General features: G+C 72.6%; 13 protein-coding genes. 10 read left to right on the top strand and 3 right to left on the bottom strand.

Annotated features, from left to right (window positions below; translation table 11 throughout):
- Positions 1 to 45 precede the first annotated feature (45 nt).
- The gene (locus tag ACTWQO_RS32860) at positions 46 to 840 is read left to right on the top strand and encodes an RNA polymerase sigma factor SigF (RefSeq protein ID WP_443241016.1); all 795 of its coding nucleotides are present in this window, start codon (positions 46 to 48) and stop codon (positions 838 to 840) included.
- A gap of 79 nt (positions 841 to 919) precedes the next feature.
- On the opposite strand, the gene ACTWQO_RS32855 is transcribed toward ACTWQO_RS32860, so the two are convergent.
- The gene (locus tag ACTWQO_RS32855) at positions 920 to 2038 is read right to left on the bottom strand and encodes a GAF domain-containing protein (protein WP_443241015.1); all 1119 of its coding nucleotides are present in this window, start codon (positions 2036 to 2038) and stop codon (positions 920 to 922) included.
- A gap of 128 nt (positions 2039 to 2166) precedes the next feature.
- Here ACTWQO_RS32855 and ACTWQO_RS32850 point away from each other — a divergent pair, with 128 nt between their 5' ends.
- The 4 genes from ACTWQO_RS32850 to ACTWQO_RS32835 all read left to right on the top strand — a co-directional run bounded on the left by ACTWQO_RS32850 (position 2167) and on the right by ACTWQO_RS32835 (position 6518).
- Positions 2167 to 2883, top strand: a complete 717-nt coding sequence (locus ACTWQO_RS32850; protein ID WP_443241014.1) for an ANTAR domain-containing response regulator — start codon at positions 2167 to 2169, stop codon at positions 2881 to 2883.
- A 259-nt stretch (positions 2884 to 3142) separates the two neighbouring features.
- Positions 3143 to 4054 (top strand): hypothetical protein, encoded by a 912-nt coding sequence (locus ACTWQO_RS32845; RefSeq protein WP_443241013.1) that lies wholly within the window; start codon positions 3143 to 3145, stop codon positions 4052 to 4054.
- A gap of 149 nt (positions 4055 to 4203) precedes the next feature.
- Entirely contained in the window at positions 4204 to 5451 is a 1248-nt protein-coding gene (locus tag ACTWQO_RS32840; RefSeq protein ID WP_443241012.1) for an aminotransferase class I/II-fold pyridoxal phosphate-dependent enzyme, read from the top strand.
- Positions 5448 to 6518: an MBL fold metallo-hydrolase gene (locus ACTWQO_RS32835; RefSeq protein WP_443241011.1), complete on the top strand. Its 1071-nt coding sequence runs from the start codon at positions 5448 to 5450 to the stop codon at positions 6516 to 6518. Before ACTWQO_RS32840 ends, ACTWQO_RS32835 begins: the two co-directional genes overlap by 4 nt.
- Before the next feature lie 76 nt (positions 6519 to 6594).
- On the opposite strand, the gene ACTWQO_RS32830 is transcribed toward ACTWQO_RS32835, so the two are convergent.
- A complete protein-coding gene (locus tag ACTWQO_RS32830; protein WP_443241010.1) occupies positions 6595 to 7212 on the bottom strand; it encodes a DedA family protein in 618 nt (205 codons plus the stop codon).
- Complete coding sequence (locus tag ACTWQO_RS32825; protein WP_443241009.1) at positions 7212 to 7985, bottom strand: MBL fold metallo-hydrolase; 774 nt, start codon at positions 7983 to 7985, stop codon at positions 7212 to 7214. The genes ACTWQO_RS32830 and ACTWQO_RS32825 overlap by 1 nt, the downstream gene beginning before the upstream one ends.
- Before the next feature lie 85 nt (positions 7986 to 8070).
- On the opposite strand from ACTWQO_RS32825, the gene ACTWQO_RS32820 reads away from it, so the two are divergent.
- The 5 genes from ACTWQO_RS32820 to ACTWQO_RS32800 all read left to right on the top strand — a co-directional run bounded on the left by ACTWQO_RS32820 (position 8071) and on the right by ACTWQO_RS32800 (position 14301).
- Positions 8071 to 8472, top strand: coding sequence for a hypothetical protein (locus ACTWQO_RS32820; RefSeq protein ID WP_443241008.1), 402 nt, complete (start codon positions 8071 to 8073; stop codon positions 8470 to 8472).
- 166 nt (positions 8473 to 8638) lie between these two features.
- Entirely contained in the window at positions 8639 to 10714 is a 2076-nt protein-coding gene (locus tag ACTWQO_RS32815; protein WP_443241007.1) for an alkaline phosphatase family protein, read from the top strand.
- Between the two features lie 81 nt (positions 10715 to 10795).
- Positions 10796 to 11857, top strand: coding sequence for an ATP-binding protein (locus ACTWQO_RS32810; protein ID WP_210572185.1), 1062 nt, complete (start codon positions 10796 to 10798; stop codon positions 11855 to 11857).
- Positions 11858 to 12071: 214 nt separating this feature from the next.
- On the top strand, positions 12072 to 13808 hold the full coding sequence (locus ACTWQO_RS32805) for a vWA domain-containing protein (RefSeq protein ID WP_443241042.1): 1737 nt from the start codon (positions 12072 to 12074) through the stop codon (positions 13806 to 13808).
- A gap of 64 nt (positions 13809 to 13872) precedes the next feature.
- The gene (locus ACTWQO_RS32800; protein ID WP_328352882.1) at positions 13873 to 14301 is read left to right on the top strand and encodes an OsmC family protein; all 429 of its coding nucleotides are present in this window, start codon (positions 13873 to 13875) and stop codon (positions 14299 to 14301) included.
- The last annotated feature ends 33 nt before the right edge of the window (positions 14302 to 14334 follow it).

The following is a 14334-nucleotide window of genomic DNA, read 5'->3' as shown; positions in this document are numbered from 1 at the left end:
GGTGACGTCCAACCCAGAGCACAATCAAGGGAGTTGTGGCGCATCATGCCCACTCAAGTGAGCGCGAAGCACCACCCGCACGACGACGCCCCCGACACGGCGGAGGCCTTCCGCAAGCTGGCCACGCTGCCGGCCGGACCGCAGCGCGACACGCTCCGAGACGAGATCGTCGAGGCCTGGCTGCCCATGGCCGACCGGCTCGCCGGACGCTTCCGCAGCCGTGGTGAGAGTTTCGACGACCTGCGTCAGGTCGCGGCCCTCGGCCTGGTCAAGGCCGTCGACCGGTACGACCCCGCACGCGGCAACGCCTTCGAGAGCTATGCCGTACCGACCATCACCGGGGAGATCAAGCGGCACTTCCGCGACCACATGTGGACGCTGCATGTGCCGCGCCGGGTCCAGGATCTGCGCAACCGCGTCCGGTTCGCCTGCCAGGACCTGTCGCAGACCGTGTCCGGCCAGCGGCCCACCGTGGCCGAGATCGCCGAGCACGCGAACATGAGCGAAGAGGACGTGCTGGTGGGCCTGGAGGCCCTGGAGAGCTTCACGGCCCTGTCCCTGGACGCGGAGCTGCCCGGCAGTGAGGACGGGTACTCCCTGGGCGACGCCCTCGGCTCGCCCGACCCGGCGCTGGACACGGTCGTGGACCGTGAGGCCGTACGGCATCGGCTGGCGGCGCTGCCGGAGCGGGAGCGGGCCATTCTGTACATGCGGTTCTTCGGGGACATGACGCAGAGCCGGATCGCTGAGCGGCTCGGTATCTCGCAGATGCATGTGTCCCGGCTGATCAGCCGGTGTTGCACGCGGGTGCGGGATCAGGTGCTGCAGGACGCGGCGTAGTTCCGGGTTTCGCCGTGAGGGTGCGGTGATCTGCGGTCTTGCTGCTTCGTCGTGGCTGGTCGCGCAGTTCCCCGCGCCCCTAGGGGGTACTCGTCAGCCGGAGTGCTATGTGCTGGGACATCATGTCCATCGCTTGCGCCTCGGCCATTGAGAAGGCCAGGCGGGCTCCGCAGCGCAGTAGCGTGAGGACGCCGTGCACCTTGCCGTCGGCTGCCAGCGGCACGCACAGCAGTGAGGTGACGTTCGCCTGTACGAGGACCGGGGCGCCGGACGCGTCCCGGCCCAGGGCGTCCGGATCCTCGGGGCGTACCTGGAGCGCCGGGGCGCCGCCCCGCGCCGCCTCGGCGACCAGCGGAGAATCGGCCGGATTCAGTGCTGTCAGGGTGGCCGCCTCTTTTTCCGACGGGGCGAATACGGCCGTACGGGAGAGGCGGGCGGCGCCCGCGTCGGCTATCACCCAGTCGGCGAAACGTCCGTGGAGTACCTCGGCGGCCCGGTGAAGGGTCTGTTCGGGCGGAGCCGTGAGCAACGCCGTCGTCATGGCGTCCAGCAGGTCCATCAGGGATGCGTGCCGGGTGGCCTCGGCGAGGTCGGGGAGTTGGCCCGTGCTGGTGGTCTCCGGCCCTGGCGCGACGGGCACGCCCAGTCCGCCCGGCTGCAGGAGGACGAGCACCGTGGGGTGTGGCTCGCCCGTCGGTCGTACGGCGGTCAGGGTCACGTGCACCGGCTCGGCCGGGCGTCGTTGGAGGCGGACGGTGAGGCTGCGGTCGCCGTCGCCGCGGGCCACGGCCGCGGCCTGGGAGCGGAACGCCGCCCGGTCGGCGTGGACGAGGAAGCCCGTCAGGGGCCGGCCCGTCGCATAGCCGGCGCGGACGCCGGTGAAGGCGGTCGCCGCGAAGTTCAGCCGGCGCACCACGGTCTCCCGGTCCACCAGCGCCACCGGTAGCGGCAGGCGCTGGAACACCGTCCGCAGCAACTGCTGTTCCTGGCGGTCGGCGGGGGCCGGGCGGGAGCCGCCGACGGTGGACAGCCGCTCGTACCAAGGCCACAACTGGTCGGCCACATGGTCGAGTTCGAAGATCGCCGCATCCAGTACGGTGGGCAGGTCGCCGCCCGAAGCGGACCGCGCCGCCTTCAACTCTGCGACGCGGCGCACGAAATCCGCGAGCTCTTCACCGAATTCCTCCGTCTGCGCCATGCGACGAACCTAGCGTGCGGTACGGCTTCCCGGGCCCGCCGGAGTCCGGCGAGCGGCACGCTCCGGCCTCGCCCGCTGTTTCCCGGCCAAGTCGACGGGGCAGCCGAGGGGAAGAGGAGGACTGCACAATGCCGGACACCCAGGACACCGGCCGCTGGGGCGCGGAGTCCGCCGAGTCCACGCTACCCGGCCGACGGCTGTCCGAACTGGTCGAGCAGGCCGCCCGCTGCACCGCCGACTGCTGCGGAGCGAGCGGCACCGTCATCGAGGGCAGCCCCGAACGACCAGCGGCGGTCACACATCCCGACCTGGCCGCGCTCGTCGCGGTGCAGATGCGCTCCGGGGAGGGGCCCATCCCCGCGGCCCTCGAACGCGGGGCGCCCGTCGACTCGACGGATCTGCTGCGCGAGGAGCGATGGCCGCAGTACCGCGCCCTGGCGCTGGACTCGGGGGTGCGATCCAGCGTGACGCTCCCCTTCCGCCGGGCCGGGCTGACGGTGACCCTGAGCCTCTACAGCTTCCGCCCGGGGACCCTTGAGGACGCCTCGCGCGGGCCCGCCCGGGCGCTCGGTGACTTCGCCGCGACGTGTCTGGTCCGCGACCAGTCCTACCGGGCCGCGCTCACCGAACTCGACCAACTCGGCACGGCCCTGCGGTCCCGGCCCGTCGTGGACCAGGCGTGCGGCATCGTCATGCATGTCCTGGGCTGTGACGCGGACGCCGCGTTCGGCGTCCTGCGGCGTATCTCGCAGGCCACGAACCGGAAGCTGGCCGATGTCGCGTCGGCGGTCGTGGAACGGCGGGGCCGGGGGCTGGAGAAGGATCTGGCGGCGCTGTTGAACTGAGCGCTCCGCCGGGGGTGCCGCGATTGGCCGTCTGGCGTCTGCGGGCTCGTCGTGGCTGGTCGCGCCCACGCGGCGGAGCCGCATATAGATACAGCCCCGCGCCCCTTCGGGGCGCTGGCAAACCCCTCATCACCCGGTCGGCCGAGTCCGTCCCGCGAATGGGGTCCTGCCGCGCGCGGTGTGGGGGTGGGCGGGCTGTGATGGCGGTGGGGGCACGATCATCGCGCCCCCGCAGCCGTCGGCCGAAGGAGTGCACCCCATGCGCCGCACTGTCCGTGCCCTGTCCGTCGCCGCTCTGGGCGGGATTCTCCCGGTCATCGCCGCCGCGGCCGTCTTCGCGGATCCGGCCGCGGAGGTCAGTCCGGGACAGGTGGCCCCGGGCGGCAGCATCACCGTGTCGGTCTCCTGCGACCCTCTCGGGGGTCCCGCACCCGCTGCCGTCGAGGCCACATCGCCGGCCTTCGAGGAGGGCACCGTCGAGCTGCGCAGGGTCGTCGGCAACGAGGACGAGGTGTCCGGGCCCGCCTACTCCGGCACCGCCCGTATCGCTCCGGCCGAGGACCTGGAGGGCGAGGAGGGTGTCGGCCCCGACACCGCGTGGACGGTCGACGGCACCTGTCCGGCCGCTCCCGGTGGGGAGGGCACGCCGTGGAGCGCCACGTTCACGGTGGCCCGCGGTGGCAGCAACGGCCCGTGCGCCGACCCGCTCGACCCGACCTGCGCCACGAGCAAGCCGTGCATCGATCCGCTGGACACGTCGTGCGCCACCAGCAAGCCCTGCCCGGTGCCGACCGCCACGCCCTGCCACACGAGCACGCCTTGCCCGGTGCCGACCGCCACGCCCTGCCACACCAGCACGCCTTGTCCGGTGCCGACCGCCACGCCTTGCCACACCAGCAAGCCCTGTCCCGAGCCGACCCCCACCGCCTGTCACACCGGTCAGCCGTGTCCCTCGCCGCCGGACCCTTCGTGCCACACGAGCAAGCCCTGTCCCGACCCGCACGACACGTCCTGCGGTGGTGCGGTGATCGAGCACGGTGTGCATGCCGGTGACGGCGGCGCCTTCAACGACTCGGTGCCCGCCCTGGTGGCCGGCGGTGTGCTGATCGTGGGCGCGTTCGGCGGTGCCGTGTACCGGCTGTGGCGCAAGGCGCCCGCCGAGGACGGCTGACGCGCCTCACCACCCCCGCGTGACCGGCACAACCCGAGCGATCCCCCATGGCTCACCGGCACCCTGGGTACGGAGAGTCCAGGGACGACAACCGCACCGGCCCATGGACGACGGGCGACCCAGGGACACCGAACCGGACGGGAGGGACCATGCCGCGGACGGACCCGGAAGGCCACGGCCCCGTCCGCTACGGGCCGCCGATCCCGGACGACGGGCTGCCCGTGCTGCCCGAACTCTCCGACGTACTCGCCGAGGCCGCGACCCGCGCCGTCAGCGAGCCGATCGGCGGCGGCCCCGCGTTGCTGGACGCCGCGTGCGGCTACTGGGAGCGGCGGGGACTTGCCGCCGGTCCCGAACGGGCCGTCGCCGCGCCCGGCGCGCCCGCGCTGCTGCTCGCGCTGACCTTCGCCATCGGCGGCGACGTCCTGGTGCCCCGGCCGTGCGCGGCCTGGTGGGCGCCGTACGCACGGCTGTTGGGCAGACCCGTCTTCCATGTGGCGACACCGGCCGAGTCCGGCGGTGTCCCGGATCCGTACGCCCTCCTGGAGACCGTGCGCCGGGTCCGTGCCGAGGGCGGCGACCCGCGGCTGCTCGTGCTGTCCGTCGCCGACGACCCCACCGCCACCGTCGCGCCGCCCGAGGCGCTGCACGAGACCGTCGAGGCCGCCCAGGGCGAGGGGCTGCACCTGGTCAGCGACGAGACCTGGCGCGACACCCTGCACGCCCCGCACGACACCGTGCTGCTCAGCCCCGCCGAGATGCTGCCGGACCGGGTCACCGTCGTCACCGACCTGGCCGGCGCGCTGCTGCCGCCCGGCTGGCCCGCGGCCGTCGCCCGCTTCCCGGCCGGCGAGACCGGCGACGGCCTCCACGCGCGCGTGCTCGACGTGCTCACCGCCCTCGGCGCCCGCGTCGCCGGGCTGGTCGCCGCTGCGGCCACGTACGCGCTGACGGAACCCGAGCCGGTGTCCAAACGGCGGTCCGCCGCCGGACGCCTGCACGCGCGCGTGGCCGCCGCCGCGCACGCCGCCGTCGTTGCCGCGGGCACCCTCGCCCGCCCGCCGCAGGCAGGCCGCCATCTCTACGTCGACCTGGGCCCGTTGCGCCCCGCGCTCACCGCACACGGAGTCGGCGACGCCCAGGAACTGGAGGACTTCCTCGCCGCCCGGCTCGGCATGCCCGCACCCGGCGGCCACCGCTTCGGCGACGAGCTGGGGGCGCTGCGCGTACGGCTGTCCACGGGGCCGTTGCTCGGCGGAACGGACACCGAGCGCGCGGAATGCCTCAGTTCACCCTCGCCGTTGGAACTGCCACATGTGCACCGTGCGTTGATCCACTTGAAGTCGGTCTTCGACGATCTCCGCGACGACGCTCAGCGAGGGGAGCCTCCGCGATGACGCAGCAGTCCGAGTCACCCACGTCGACCACGACGAGTTCGCCCACGCGGGATGCCGGCGTTCCGGCGCCCCCGTCCCCCTTCGCGCCCCCGTTCCCGCCCCTCGCCGAACCCCGCCCGCTGGGCGAACGCCGCGTCTGGCCGCGGACGTTCCACGACCGGCTGACCGCACCGCTGCCCGGCCTCAAGTCTGTCGCACGCTTCGCCCGTGAGGGCGCCGTCCGCCCGGGCAAGGAGGGCCTCGCCGACATCCCCCACCTGCCCTTCGAGCCGGCCCCGCTGCCCCGGGCCGACGCACGCACGGTCGCCGTCTCCTGGGCGGGACACGCCAGTTGGGTCGTCCAGATCGGCGGACTCACCGTCCTCACCGACCCGGTCTGGTCCCGCCGCATCCTCGGCACCCCGGCCCGCATCACCCCGGTAGGCATCGACTGGGACGCGCTGGGCCGGGTGGACGCGGTCGTCATCAGCCACAACCACTACGACCACCTGGACGCCCCCACCCTGAACCGCCTCCCGCGCGACACCCCGATGTTCGTACCCGCCGGTCTCGGCCGCTGGTTCCAACGCCGCCGCTTCACCTGCGTCACCGAGCTCGACTGGTGGGAGGCCGCCGAACTCCAGGGCACCCGCTTCGACTTCGTGCCCGCCCACCACTGGTCCAAGCGCACCCTCACCGACACCTGCCGCTCCCTCTGGGGCGGCTGGGTCCTCACCGCCCCCGACGGCCACCGCGTCCACTTCGCCGGCGACACCGGCTACGGCCACTGGTTCACCCGCATCGGCCGCCGCTACCCCGGAATCGACCTGACCCTCATGCCCATCGGCGCCTACAACCCCCGCTGGTGGCTCAGCGACGTCCACTGCGACCCCGAGGAAGCGGTAAGAGGAACCCAGGACCTGGGGGCGCGACGGATGGCCCCCATGCACTGGGGCACGTTCGTACTGTCGGCGGAGCCGGTACTGGAACCGCTGACGCGGGTGAGGGCGGCGTGGGAGAGAGCGGGACTGGCGCGCGAGGACCTATGGGACCTGCCAGTTGGGGGATCGCGGGTTCTCGACAACTAGGGGCGAGGGGGACCTACCTAGGGGCGCGGGGAACTGCGCGACCAGCCACATCGCACCCGCACCCCGCAACGAAACCTCACCTGGCAGCCCGAACCCGCCTCCACACCCCCGGCGCCGCACTGATGACCAGCGTCAACGCAACCGCCGCCACCACACCCTCCCAAGGCTCATTGAACAGCGACCCACCCAGAATCCCGATCAACTGATACGTCACCGCCCACGCAAGGCACGCCGGAAAGTTGCCCCGCGCAAACCGCCGCATCGGCCACTTCGCCACCAGACACGCCAACATCACCGGAATACGCCCCGCCGGCATCAACCGCGACAGCACAAGCACCGCAACCCCATGCTCAGCCAGCCGCTCCTGCGCCTGCGCAAGCCGCTCCTCCGGCGCGCGCGAGCGAATCGCCTCCAACCACCGCGACCCGTTCTTCGACCCCATCCCTCGCCGCCCCAGCCAGTACAGGGCGATGTCCCCGAGAAACGCGGCCAGAGACGCCGTAACAAAAACCAGCGCCAGCGAAAACGGCGCGGTCTGATGGAACGCCACCACCGCCGCCGAACTCACCAACGCCCCCGTCGGCACAACCGGCACCAACGCCCCGATCAACACCAGCAGAAACAGCGACGGATACCCGATCGCCTGCTGCGTGGACTCCGCCGGCGGAGGCGTCGCCGCGGCGGCGAGCCACATCACCGCGCCACCTCAAGCCGCACGCTCTCCCCGTGCCCGAGCAGATGCACCGCCACCTCGGGCGCGACGCCGGCGGCCAACCGCACGAACTCCGAGCCCGGCGCGTGGAATTCATGCGGGCGCACCGCGTCCATCCCGATCGGCCAGTACGTGCCGTAGTGCACCGGCACCGCACTGCGCGGCGCCAGCCGGACCAGCGCCTCAGCGGCCCGCCCCGCGTCCAGATGCCCCTCACCGAGATACGGCCCCCAGCCACCCACCGGCAGCAGTGCCACGTCGACCGGCCCGACCTCCTCGGCCATCGAGTCGAACAGTCCCGTGTCCCCGGCGAAGTACGTTCGCGCCTCGCCTTCGACGACATAGCCGAGCGCGGGGGAGCGGTGCGGCCCGACCGGCAGCCGCCGCCCGTCGTGCCACGCGGGCACGGCCCGTACGACCACGCCGCCGATCACCGTCTCGTCGCCGGGCGCCACTTCACGGATCTCCAGGTGCCCGAGCCGGCGCAGTCCCGGCACCGCCCTGGACGCGCCCCGGGGCATGAGCAGGCGGGTGCCTGGGGCGAGCGAGGCGAGGGAGGGAACGTGCAGGTGGTCGGCGTGGAGATGGGAGACGAGCGCCACGTCCGCGTGCCGGGCCCGCGGCGGCGGCACCGCGCCTCGGCGACGGCGCAGATGGGCGAGCCGGCGCGCGAACAGAGGATCGGTGAGCACGCGTACGTCCGAGTCCGCGACCGTGCAGGTGGCGTGACCCCACCAGGTGATCTCCACCGGCACCTCTTTGCCTCCTTCGCGCGACTCCCCCGAAGCCTACGACCAGGAGTAGTCTCGGCGCCTGAAACCCGGAGGTGAGGGGGACGCCATGGGACCGGTACGGGTCACGACCATCGCGAGTCTGACGCCGCTGGAAGAGCTGGACGACGACCCCTTCCTGGTGGACTCCCGCAGCCAGCACGCCATGTGCGCCCGCTGGGCCGCGGAGCACGGCTACACCGTGAGCCGTGAGCTGCTGGTCCGTGGACTGCGCCCCGACCACTGCGTGCTCTGGGACGGCGTCCGCCCCGGCGTCGACCTCTTCGTCGCCCCCAGCCGCCGGGTCCTGGAGAGCGCCCTCTCCTCCGTCGACGAGTTCACCGCAGAGTGCGCCCGGCGCGGAGTGCGGGTAGAGACGGTAGGCGTCGCGGAGCCCGCCTACGACTCCCAGATGAAGGCCCGAGTCCACCGAAGGCTGTCAATGCCGACGGCAGGCTACGACGGCCGCTGAACGCCGGGGCCTATTCGGCAACGGATGGACAACGCCGAGTAGGGGCGCGGGGAACTGCGCGACCAGCCACGACGAACCCGCAGACGACCGACGACCCGAATCCCGGTATGCCACGCTGGAAGCGCCCCGCATCGACGACAGGGCCGAGACGTGAGGTGAGCAGGGCGTGCATGCTGGGCGTTGGCGCCGGGTCGTCAGTCAGGGCGGCCGGAGTATCGCCGTATGGGCAGTCTCCACGGTCACCATGCTCGTGCTCGCCGGCCTCCTGCCCGACTTCCAGCTGCGCTCCGCGGACGGCGACAGCGCCACCGACATAGCGGTGACCGCCGCATTCGGCGCGGGCGCCTTCGGTGTGCTGTCGGCCGTGGTGTGGCCGCTGCTCGTCCGGCTCCTGCTGCTGGTGCCCGCGCTGGTCCTGGGGCTGCTGGTGTTCTTCCTCAACGGCGGGCTGCTGCTGGTGGCGCTGCGCCTCAACCCCACCGAGCGCGGCGCCGTCGCCTGGGAGACCGGCGTCGTGGTCGCCGCCGTGATGTCCGCCGTCGCCTCCGCCACCGGCGGTGCCCTGGCCGTGCGCGACGACGACGCCTACCGGCGCCGCCTGTACCGTCTCGCCGACCGCCGCCGCGGCTCCGGGCCGCCCTGCCCCGCCACCCACGGCACCGTCTTCCTGCAACTCGACGGCGTCGGCCACGACGTCCTGCTGGACGCGGTCGGCAAGGGCCTCATGCCGACCGTCGCCCGCTGGCTGGGCACCGGCGACCGGCCCAGGCCCACCCACCGGCTCACCCCGTGGCGCACCGACTGGTCCAGCCAGACCGGCGCCAGCCAGCTCGGCATCCTGCACGGCAGCAACCACGACATCCCCGCCTTCCGCTGGTACGAGAAGGACCGCCGGGAGGTGATGGTCAGCAACCGCCCGACCAGCGCCGCCGAACTCCAGCGCCGCGCCGTCGAGCGCACCGGCGACGCCGGACTGCTCTCCGCCGACGGCGCCAGCCGCGGCAACCTGTTCAGCGGAGGCGCCGACGAGCAGGCCCTCGTACTGTCCATCGCCACCAAGCGGCGAGGCCGGGAGAACCGCTCCCGGGCGGGCTACTTCGCCTACTTCTCCGACCCGGCGAACGCCGTGCGCACCGCGCTGTCCTTCCTCGCCGAGGTCGGCCGCGAGATCGGCCAGTCCACCCGGGCCCGCTTCTGCAAGGTCCGCCCGCGCGTCAAACGCGGCGGCCTCTACCCCTTCATCCGTGCCTTCGCGACCGTCGTCGAACGGGACGTGGTGGTCGCCGCGGTGATGGGCGACATGCTCGCCGGGCGCACCGCCGTCTACGCGGACCTGGTGGCGTACGACGAAGTGGCGCACCACTCCGGGCCGATGAGCCGCGACGCCGAGAAGGTCCTCGAACGTCTCGACCGGGCGCTGGCCCTGATCGAGAAGGTCGCCGAGCACGCCCCGAGGCCGTACCGGATCGTCGTGCTGTCGGACCACGGGCAGAGCCCGGGCGAGACCTTCCGGGCCCGCTACGGCCTCTCCCTCGGCGACCTGGTGCGGGCCGGCTGCGGGCTGCCCGTGCCGCGCAAGGCGCAGCGCACCCACAGCGGCGCCGAGGCCCGCGCCGCGGTACGTGCCGCGCTGCGCAGGCCGGTCGAGGAGGGCGGCGAGCAGTACCGTCCGTCGCGCCGCTCGGAGCCGCTGGTGCTGGCCTCCGGCAATCTGGGCCTCGTCTCCTTCCCGGACGTCCCGCACCGGATGAGCAAGGAGGAGATCGACGCCCGCCACCCCGCCCTGCTGACCACGCTCGCCAACCACCCCGGCATCGGCTTCGTCCTCGTCCGCAGCGAGCAGCACGGCGGCGTCGTCCTCGGCCCGTACGGCACCGAGATCCCGCTGGACCGACTCGACGAGGACCCGGGCCCCCTCAAGGACTTCGGCCCGGGCGCCGCGGACGCGGTCCGCCGCACCCACTCCTTCCCGCACACCGCCGACATCATGGTCAACTCCTGGTACGACCCCGCCGACGGCGAAGTCCTCGCCTTCGAGGAGCAGATCGGCTCGCACGGCGGCCTCGGCGGCGCCCAGGCGAAGCCCTTCCTGCTGTCGCCCGTCGCCCTGTCCGCCCCGCTCGACGGCGCGCGGGAACTCGCCGGAGCCGAGCACATCCACCACGTCCTGCGCCGCTGGCTGCGTGAGGTGGACGGGCCGCAAGTACCTCTGGATGCTGATCCGGAGGAGCGGGCCGCCTGAAAACCGGGTGCGCCAAAACGGTCGTACGCACACACTGTTCACAGTCGAACCTGCTCGAACAGACTTGAGGAGCCACCTGCTTTGCAGGCTGCCGTCACCGTCACTCCCGCCCGTATACCTGAGCTGCTGCTCGGTCTCGCGACCGTCCGCCCCGTCTTTCTCTGGGGCGCCCCCGGCATCGGAAAATCGTCCCTGGTAAGGGAGTTCGCCGAATCCCTGGGACTCGAATGCGTCAGCCTGCTGGGCACCCAGCTCGCCCCCGAGGACCTCATCGGCGTGCCGCAGATCCGTGACGGGCGGTCGGTGTTCTGCCCGCCGGAGGCAATCGCCCGCGACGAGCCGTACTGCCTGTTCCTGGACGAGCTGAACGCGGCGACGCCCGATGTGCAGAAGGCGTTCTACTCGCTGATCCTGGACCGCCGTATCGGCAACTACGAGCTGCCGAAGGGCTCGATCGTCATCGGTGCCGGAAACCGCGCGACCGACAACGCGCTGGCCCGCCCGATCGCCTCCGCCCTGATCAACCGCCTCGCCCACGTCCACCTGGAGGCCTCCGCGAAGGACTGGCTCGCCTGGGCCGCGGGCAACGGCATCCACCCCTGGATCCTGGACCACCTCACCGACCGGCCCGACCACCTGTGGTCCAAGCCGCCCAAGACCGAGGAGCCCTTCTCCACGCCCCGCTCCTGGCACATGCTCTCCGACGCGATGCACTCCTTCGGCGCGGAACTCGACGAGGAGACCCTGAAGATCGTCGCGCACGGCACGCTAACGCCCGCGCACGCCGTCGCCTTCTGCGGCTACGTCAAGATCGTGCGCAGCCAGTACGGCATCGAGGCGATCATCAAGGGCGACGCACGCTGGCCGCACCGGATGCAGGACCGCGACCTGCTCTACTACCTCGCCGAGTCGTTCCGCGGACGGCTGGTCAAGGAGCTGCCGGCCAGCAAGGAGCACCTGTCGGCGAGCGGGCAGCAGATGGCGTACCGCGCCAAGTCGCTGCTCGTGCAGCTCGCCGAGATCTCGGTGGAGGTCGCGCAGAGCGTCATCGCCCCGGACACCGACGGCAATCCTCTGCTGCCGGCCTGGTTCCTGGTCGAGGCGGCCCGCGACATGCCCCGCCTGGTGGAGGCGCGGCAGTGAGCGGAACGTGCGGTGTGAGCGGCCGAGAGAGGGGTGGCCGCGGGGTGGGCCGGCCCTGTGCTGCGCCGCCGCGTAAGCAGCCGTCGCGCAAGCAGCAGCCGCGTAAGCAGCAACTGCGCCAGGAGCCGCTGCGGAAGGGGCCGCCGCTGTGAGCCGCAACCGGGGTTCCAAGCAGCCGAAGAAGGACCTCGCGGCCGAGGCGTTCGCTGAGGGGATGCGGCTGGTGCGGGCCAACCGGGCGCTGGCCGCGGTCGGGTTCAGCACCTGCCGCAAGGAGGACTGCCCGCTCTCGCCCGCCTCCGGGCTCGTCCGCGTCGACTCCGACGGTGTGGTGCACGTCCACCCCACCCGCCGCGCCGACCCCGCCGACTGGGCCTGGGCGATCGCCCACGGCATCATCCACCTCGGCTTCGGCCACGTCCCGGCGAAGGAGGGCCGCCGTACCCAGCCCGACCGGTACGAGCTCGCCGCCCGCTGCGCCGTCGTCAACCGCTTCCTGCTCGGCTTCTCCATCGGCCGCACCCCCGACGCCCTGCCGCCCGCCTACCCCGACGGCGACGAGGAGCAGCTCGCCGCCCGCTGGCGCCGCGACGGCATCCCGGGCGCGTACGAGCACTGCGGCACGGCCGGCGGCGACCCGGACCAGCTCCTGGTGCCGTGGGACACCTGGATGGGCGGCACCCCGAAGAACTGGCAGCTGGACTTCGCGCACGCCCTCACCCGCACCGTGGCCACCGCCATGGACGTGGCCGGTGGGCGCCGCGACTCGATGCGCGGCGCACCCACCCGGCTCCAGCCCTGGGAGCGGGCCCTGAGCTGGTTCGTCTCCTCCTACCCGCTGCTCGGCGGGATCGCGGCCGGCATCACCCTGGTCGCCGACGCCGAACTCGCCCGCGCCCACGGCATCTCCGTCGCCGCCGTCGACGCGGAGGCGGCCGAGATCTACATCAACCCCCTGCGCGAACTCGACGACGAGGAATGGCGGTTCGTCCTCGCCCACGAGATGCTGCACGCCGCCCTGCGCCACGGCGACCGCTGCGGCCCACGCGACCCGTATCTGTTCAACGTCGCCTGCGACTACGTCATCAACGGCTGGCTGACCGAGATGCAGATCGGCACCATGCCCGACGGACTGCTCTTCGACCCCGGCCTCAAGGATCTCTCCGCCGAGGAGGTCTACGACCGCATCGCCGTCGACCTCCGCCGGATGCGCCGTCTGTCGACCCTGCGCGGCAAGGGCGTGGGCGACATCCTCGGCGGACCGCTCGGCAGCCCGCGCGACTATGTCGACCTGGACGAGTTCTACCGCCGGGGCCTGTGCCAGGGCCTCGACCTGCACCGGGGGCAGGGGCGTGGGTTCCTGCCCGGCGGCCTGGTCGAGGAGATCCGCGCGCTGAGCCATCCGCCGCTGCCGTGGGACGCCCAACTGGCCCGCTGGTTCGACGAGTTCGTGCCCCGTCCGGAGCCGGTACGGTCGTACGCCCGGCCCTCGCGCCGCCAGTCCTCCACCCCCGACATCCCGCGCGCGGGACGCTACTTCCCGCCCGAGGAGATCGCCCGCTGCACCTTCGGCGTCGTCCTCGACACCTCCGGCTCCATGGACCGCACGCTGCTCGGCAAGGCGCTCGGTGCCATCGCCTCGTACGCCGAGGCCCGCGACGTACCGGCCGCACGCGTCGTCTTCTGCGACGCGGCCCCGCACGACGCCGGATTCCTGCCGGTCACCGAGATCGCCGGGCGCGTGCGGGTGCGCGGCCGCGGCGGTACGGTCCTCCAGCCCGGCATCGACCTGCTGCACCGGGCGGACGACTTCCCGCCGGGCGCTCCCATGCTGGTGATCACGGACGGCGACTGCGACACGCTCCGGGTGCGGCGCGAGCACGCCTATCTGATTCCCCAGGGCGCCCGACTGCCGTTCACCGCACGTGGGCCGGTGTTTCGCGTGCGGTGAGCCGGAATGTGATCGGATGGGTCCACGGAACCCCGCAACGGGACCCCATGCGAAAGGAAGAACCGTGGCAACCACGCGCTCCGCACACACGGTCTGGGAAGGCAACCTTCTCGAGGGCAACGGCGTCGTCACCTTCGACTCCTCCGGGGCCATCGGCGAGCAGCCGGTCACGTGGGCTTCGCGCGCCCAGGACGCGAACGGCAAGACCAGCCCCGAGGAGCTGATCGCCGCCGCCCACTCCAGCTGCTTCTCCATGGCCTTCTCGAACATGCTCGCCAAGGCCGGTACGCCGCCCACGAAGCTCGTCACCTCGGCGGACGTGTCCTTCCAGCCGGGTGAGGGGATCACCGGGATTCATCTCACGGTCGAGGGCACGGTTCCGGGGATCGACAACGACACGTTCGTCGCCACGGCGGAGGAGGCGAAGGTGGGGTGCCCGGTCAGCCAGGCGCTCACGGGGACGACGATCACGCTGTCGGCGAAACTGGCGTGACGCTCCGCTAGGGGGGCGGGGATGGCGCGGTTC

Origin of the sequence: Streptomyces sp. 4N124, from assembly GCF_052245395.1 — a bacterium.
GTDB lineage: Bacteria > Actinomycetota > Actinomycetes > Streptomycetales > Streptomycetaceae > Streptomyces.
Note: the sequence above shows the minus strand (reverse complement) of the source record. Positions and strands in the feature narration are given on the sequence as shown.

Coding starts and splice junctions, on each gene's coding strand:
- ACTWQO_RS32835 (WP_443241011.1), top strand. CDS start 5,448: ATGACGCAGCAGTCCGAGTCACCCACGTCGACCACGACGAGTTCGCCC.
- ACTWQO_RS32820 (WP_443241008.1), top strand. CDS start 8,071: ATGGGACCGGTACGGGTCACGACCATCGCGAGTCTGACGCCGCTGGAA.
- ACTWQO_RS32840 (WP_443241012.1), top strand. CDS start 4,204: ATGCCGCGGACGGACCCGGAAGGCCACGGCCCCGTCCGCTACGGGCCG.
- ACTWQO_RS32830 (WP_443241010.1), bottom strand. CDS start 7,212: ATGTGGCTCGCCGCCGCGGCGACGCCTCCGCCGGCGGAGTCCACGCAG.
- ACTWQO_RS32855 (WP_443241015.1), bottom strand. CDS start 2,038: ATGGCGCAGACGGAGGAATTCGGTGAAGAGCTCGCGGATTTCGTGCGC.
- ACTWQO_RS32860 (WP_443241016.1), top strand. CDS start 46: ATGCCCACTCAAGTGAGCGCGAAGCACCACCCGCACGACGACGCCCCC.
- ACTWQO_RS32805 (WP_443241042.1), top strand. CDS start 12,072: ATGCGGCTGGTGCGGGCCAACCGGGCGCTGGCCGCGGTCGGGTTCAGC.
- ACTWQO_RS32845 (WP_443241013.1), top strand. CDS start 3,143: ATGCGCCGCACTGTCCGTGCCCTGTCCGTCGCCGCTCTGGGCGGGATT.
- ACTWQO_RS32850 (WP_443241014.1), top strand. CDS start 2,167: ATGCCGGACACCCAGGACACCGGCCGCTGGGGCGCGGAGTCCGCCGAG.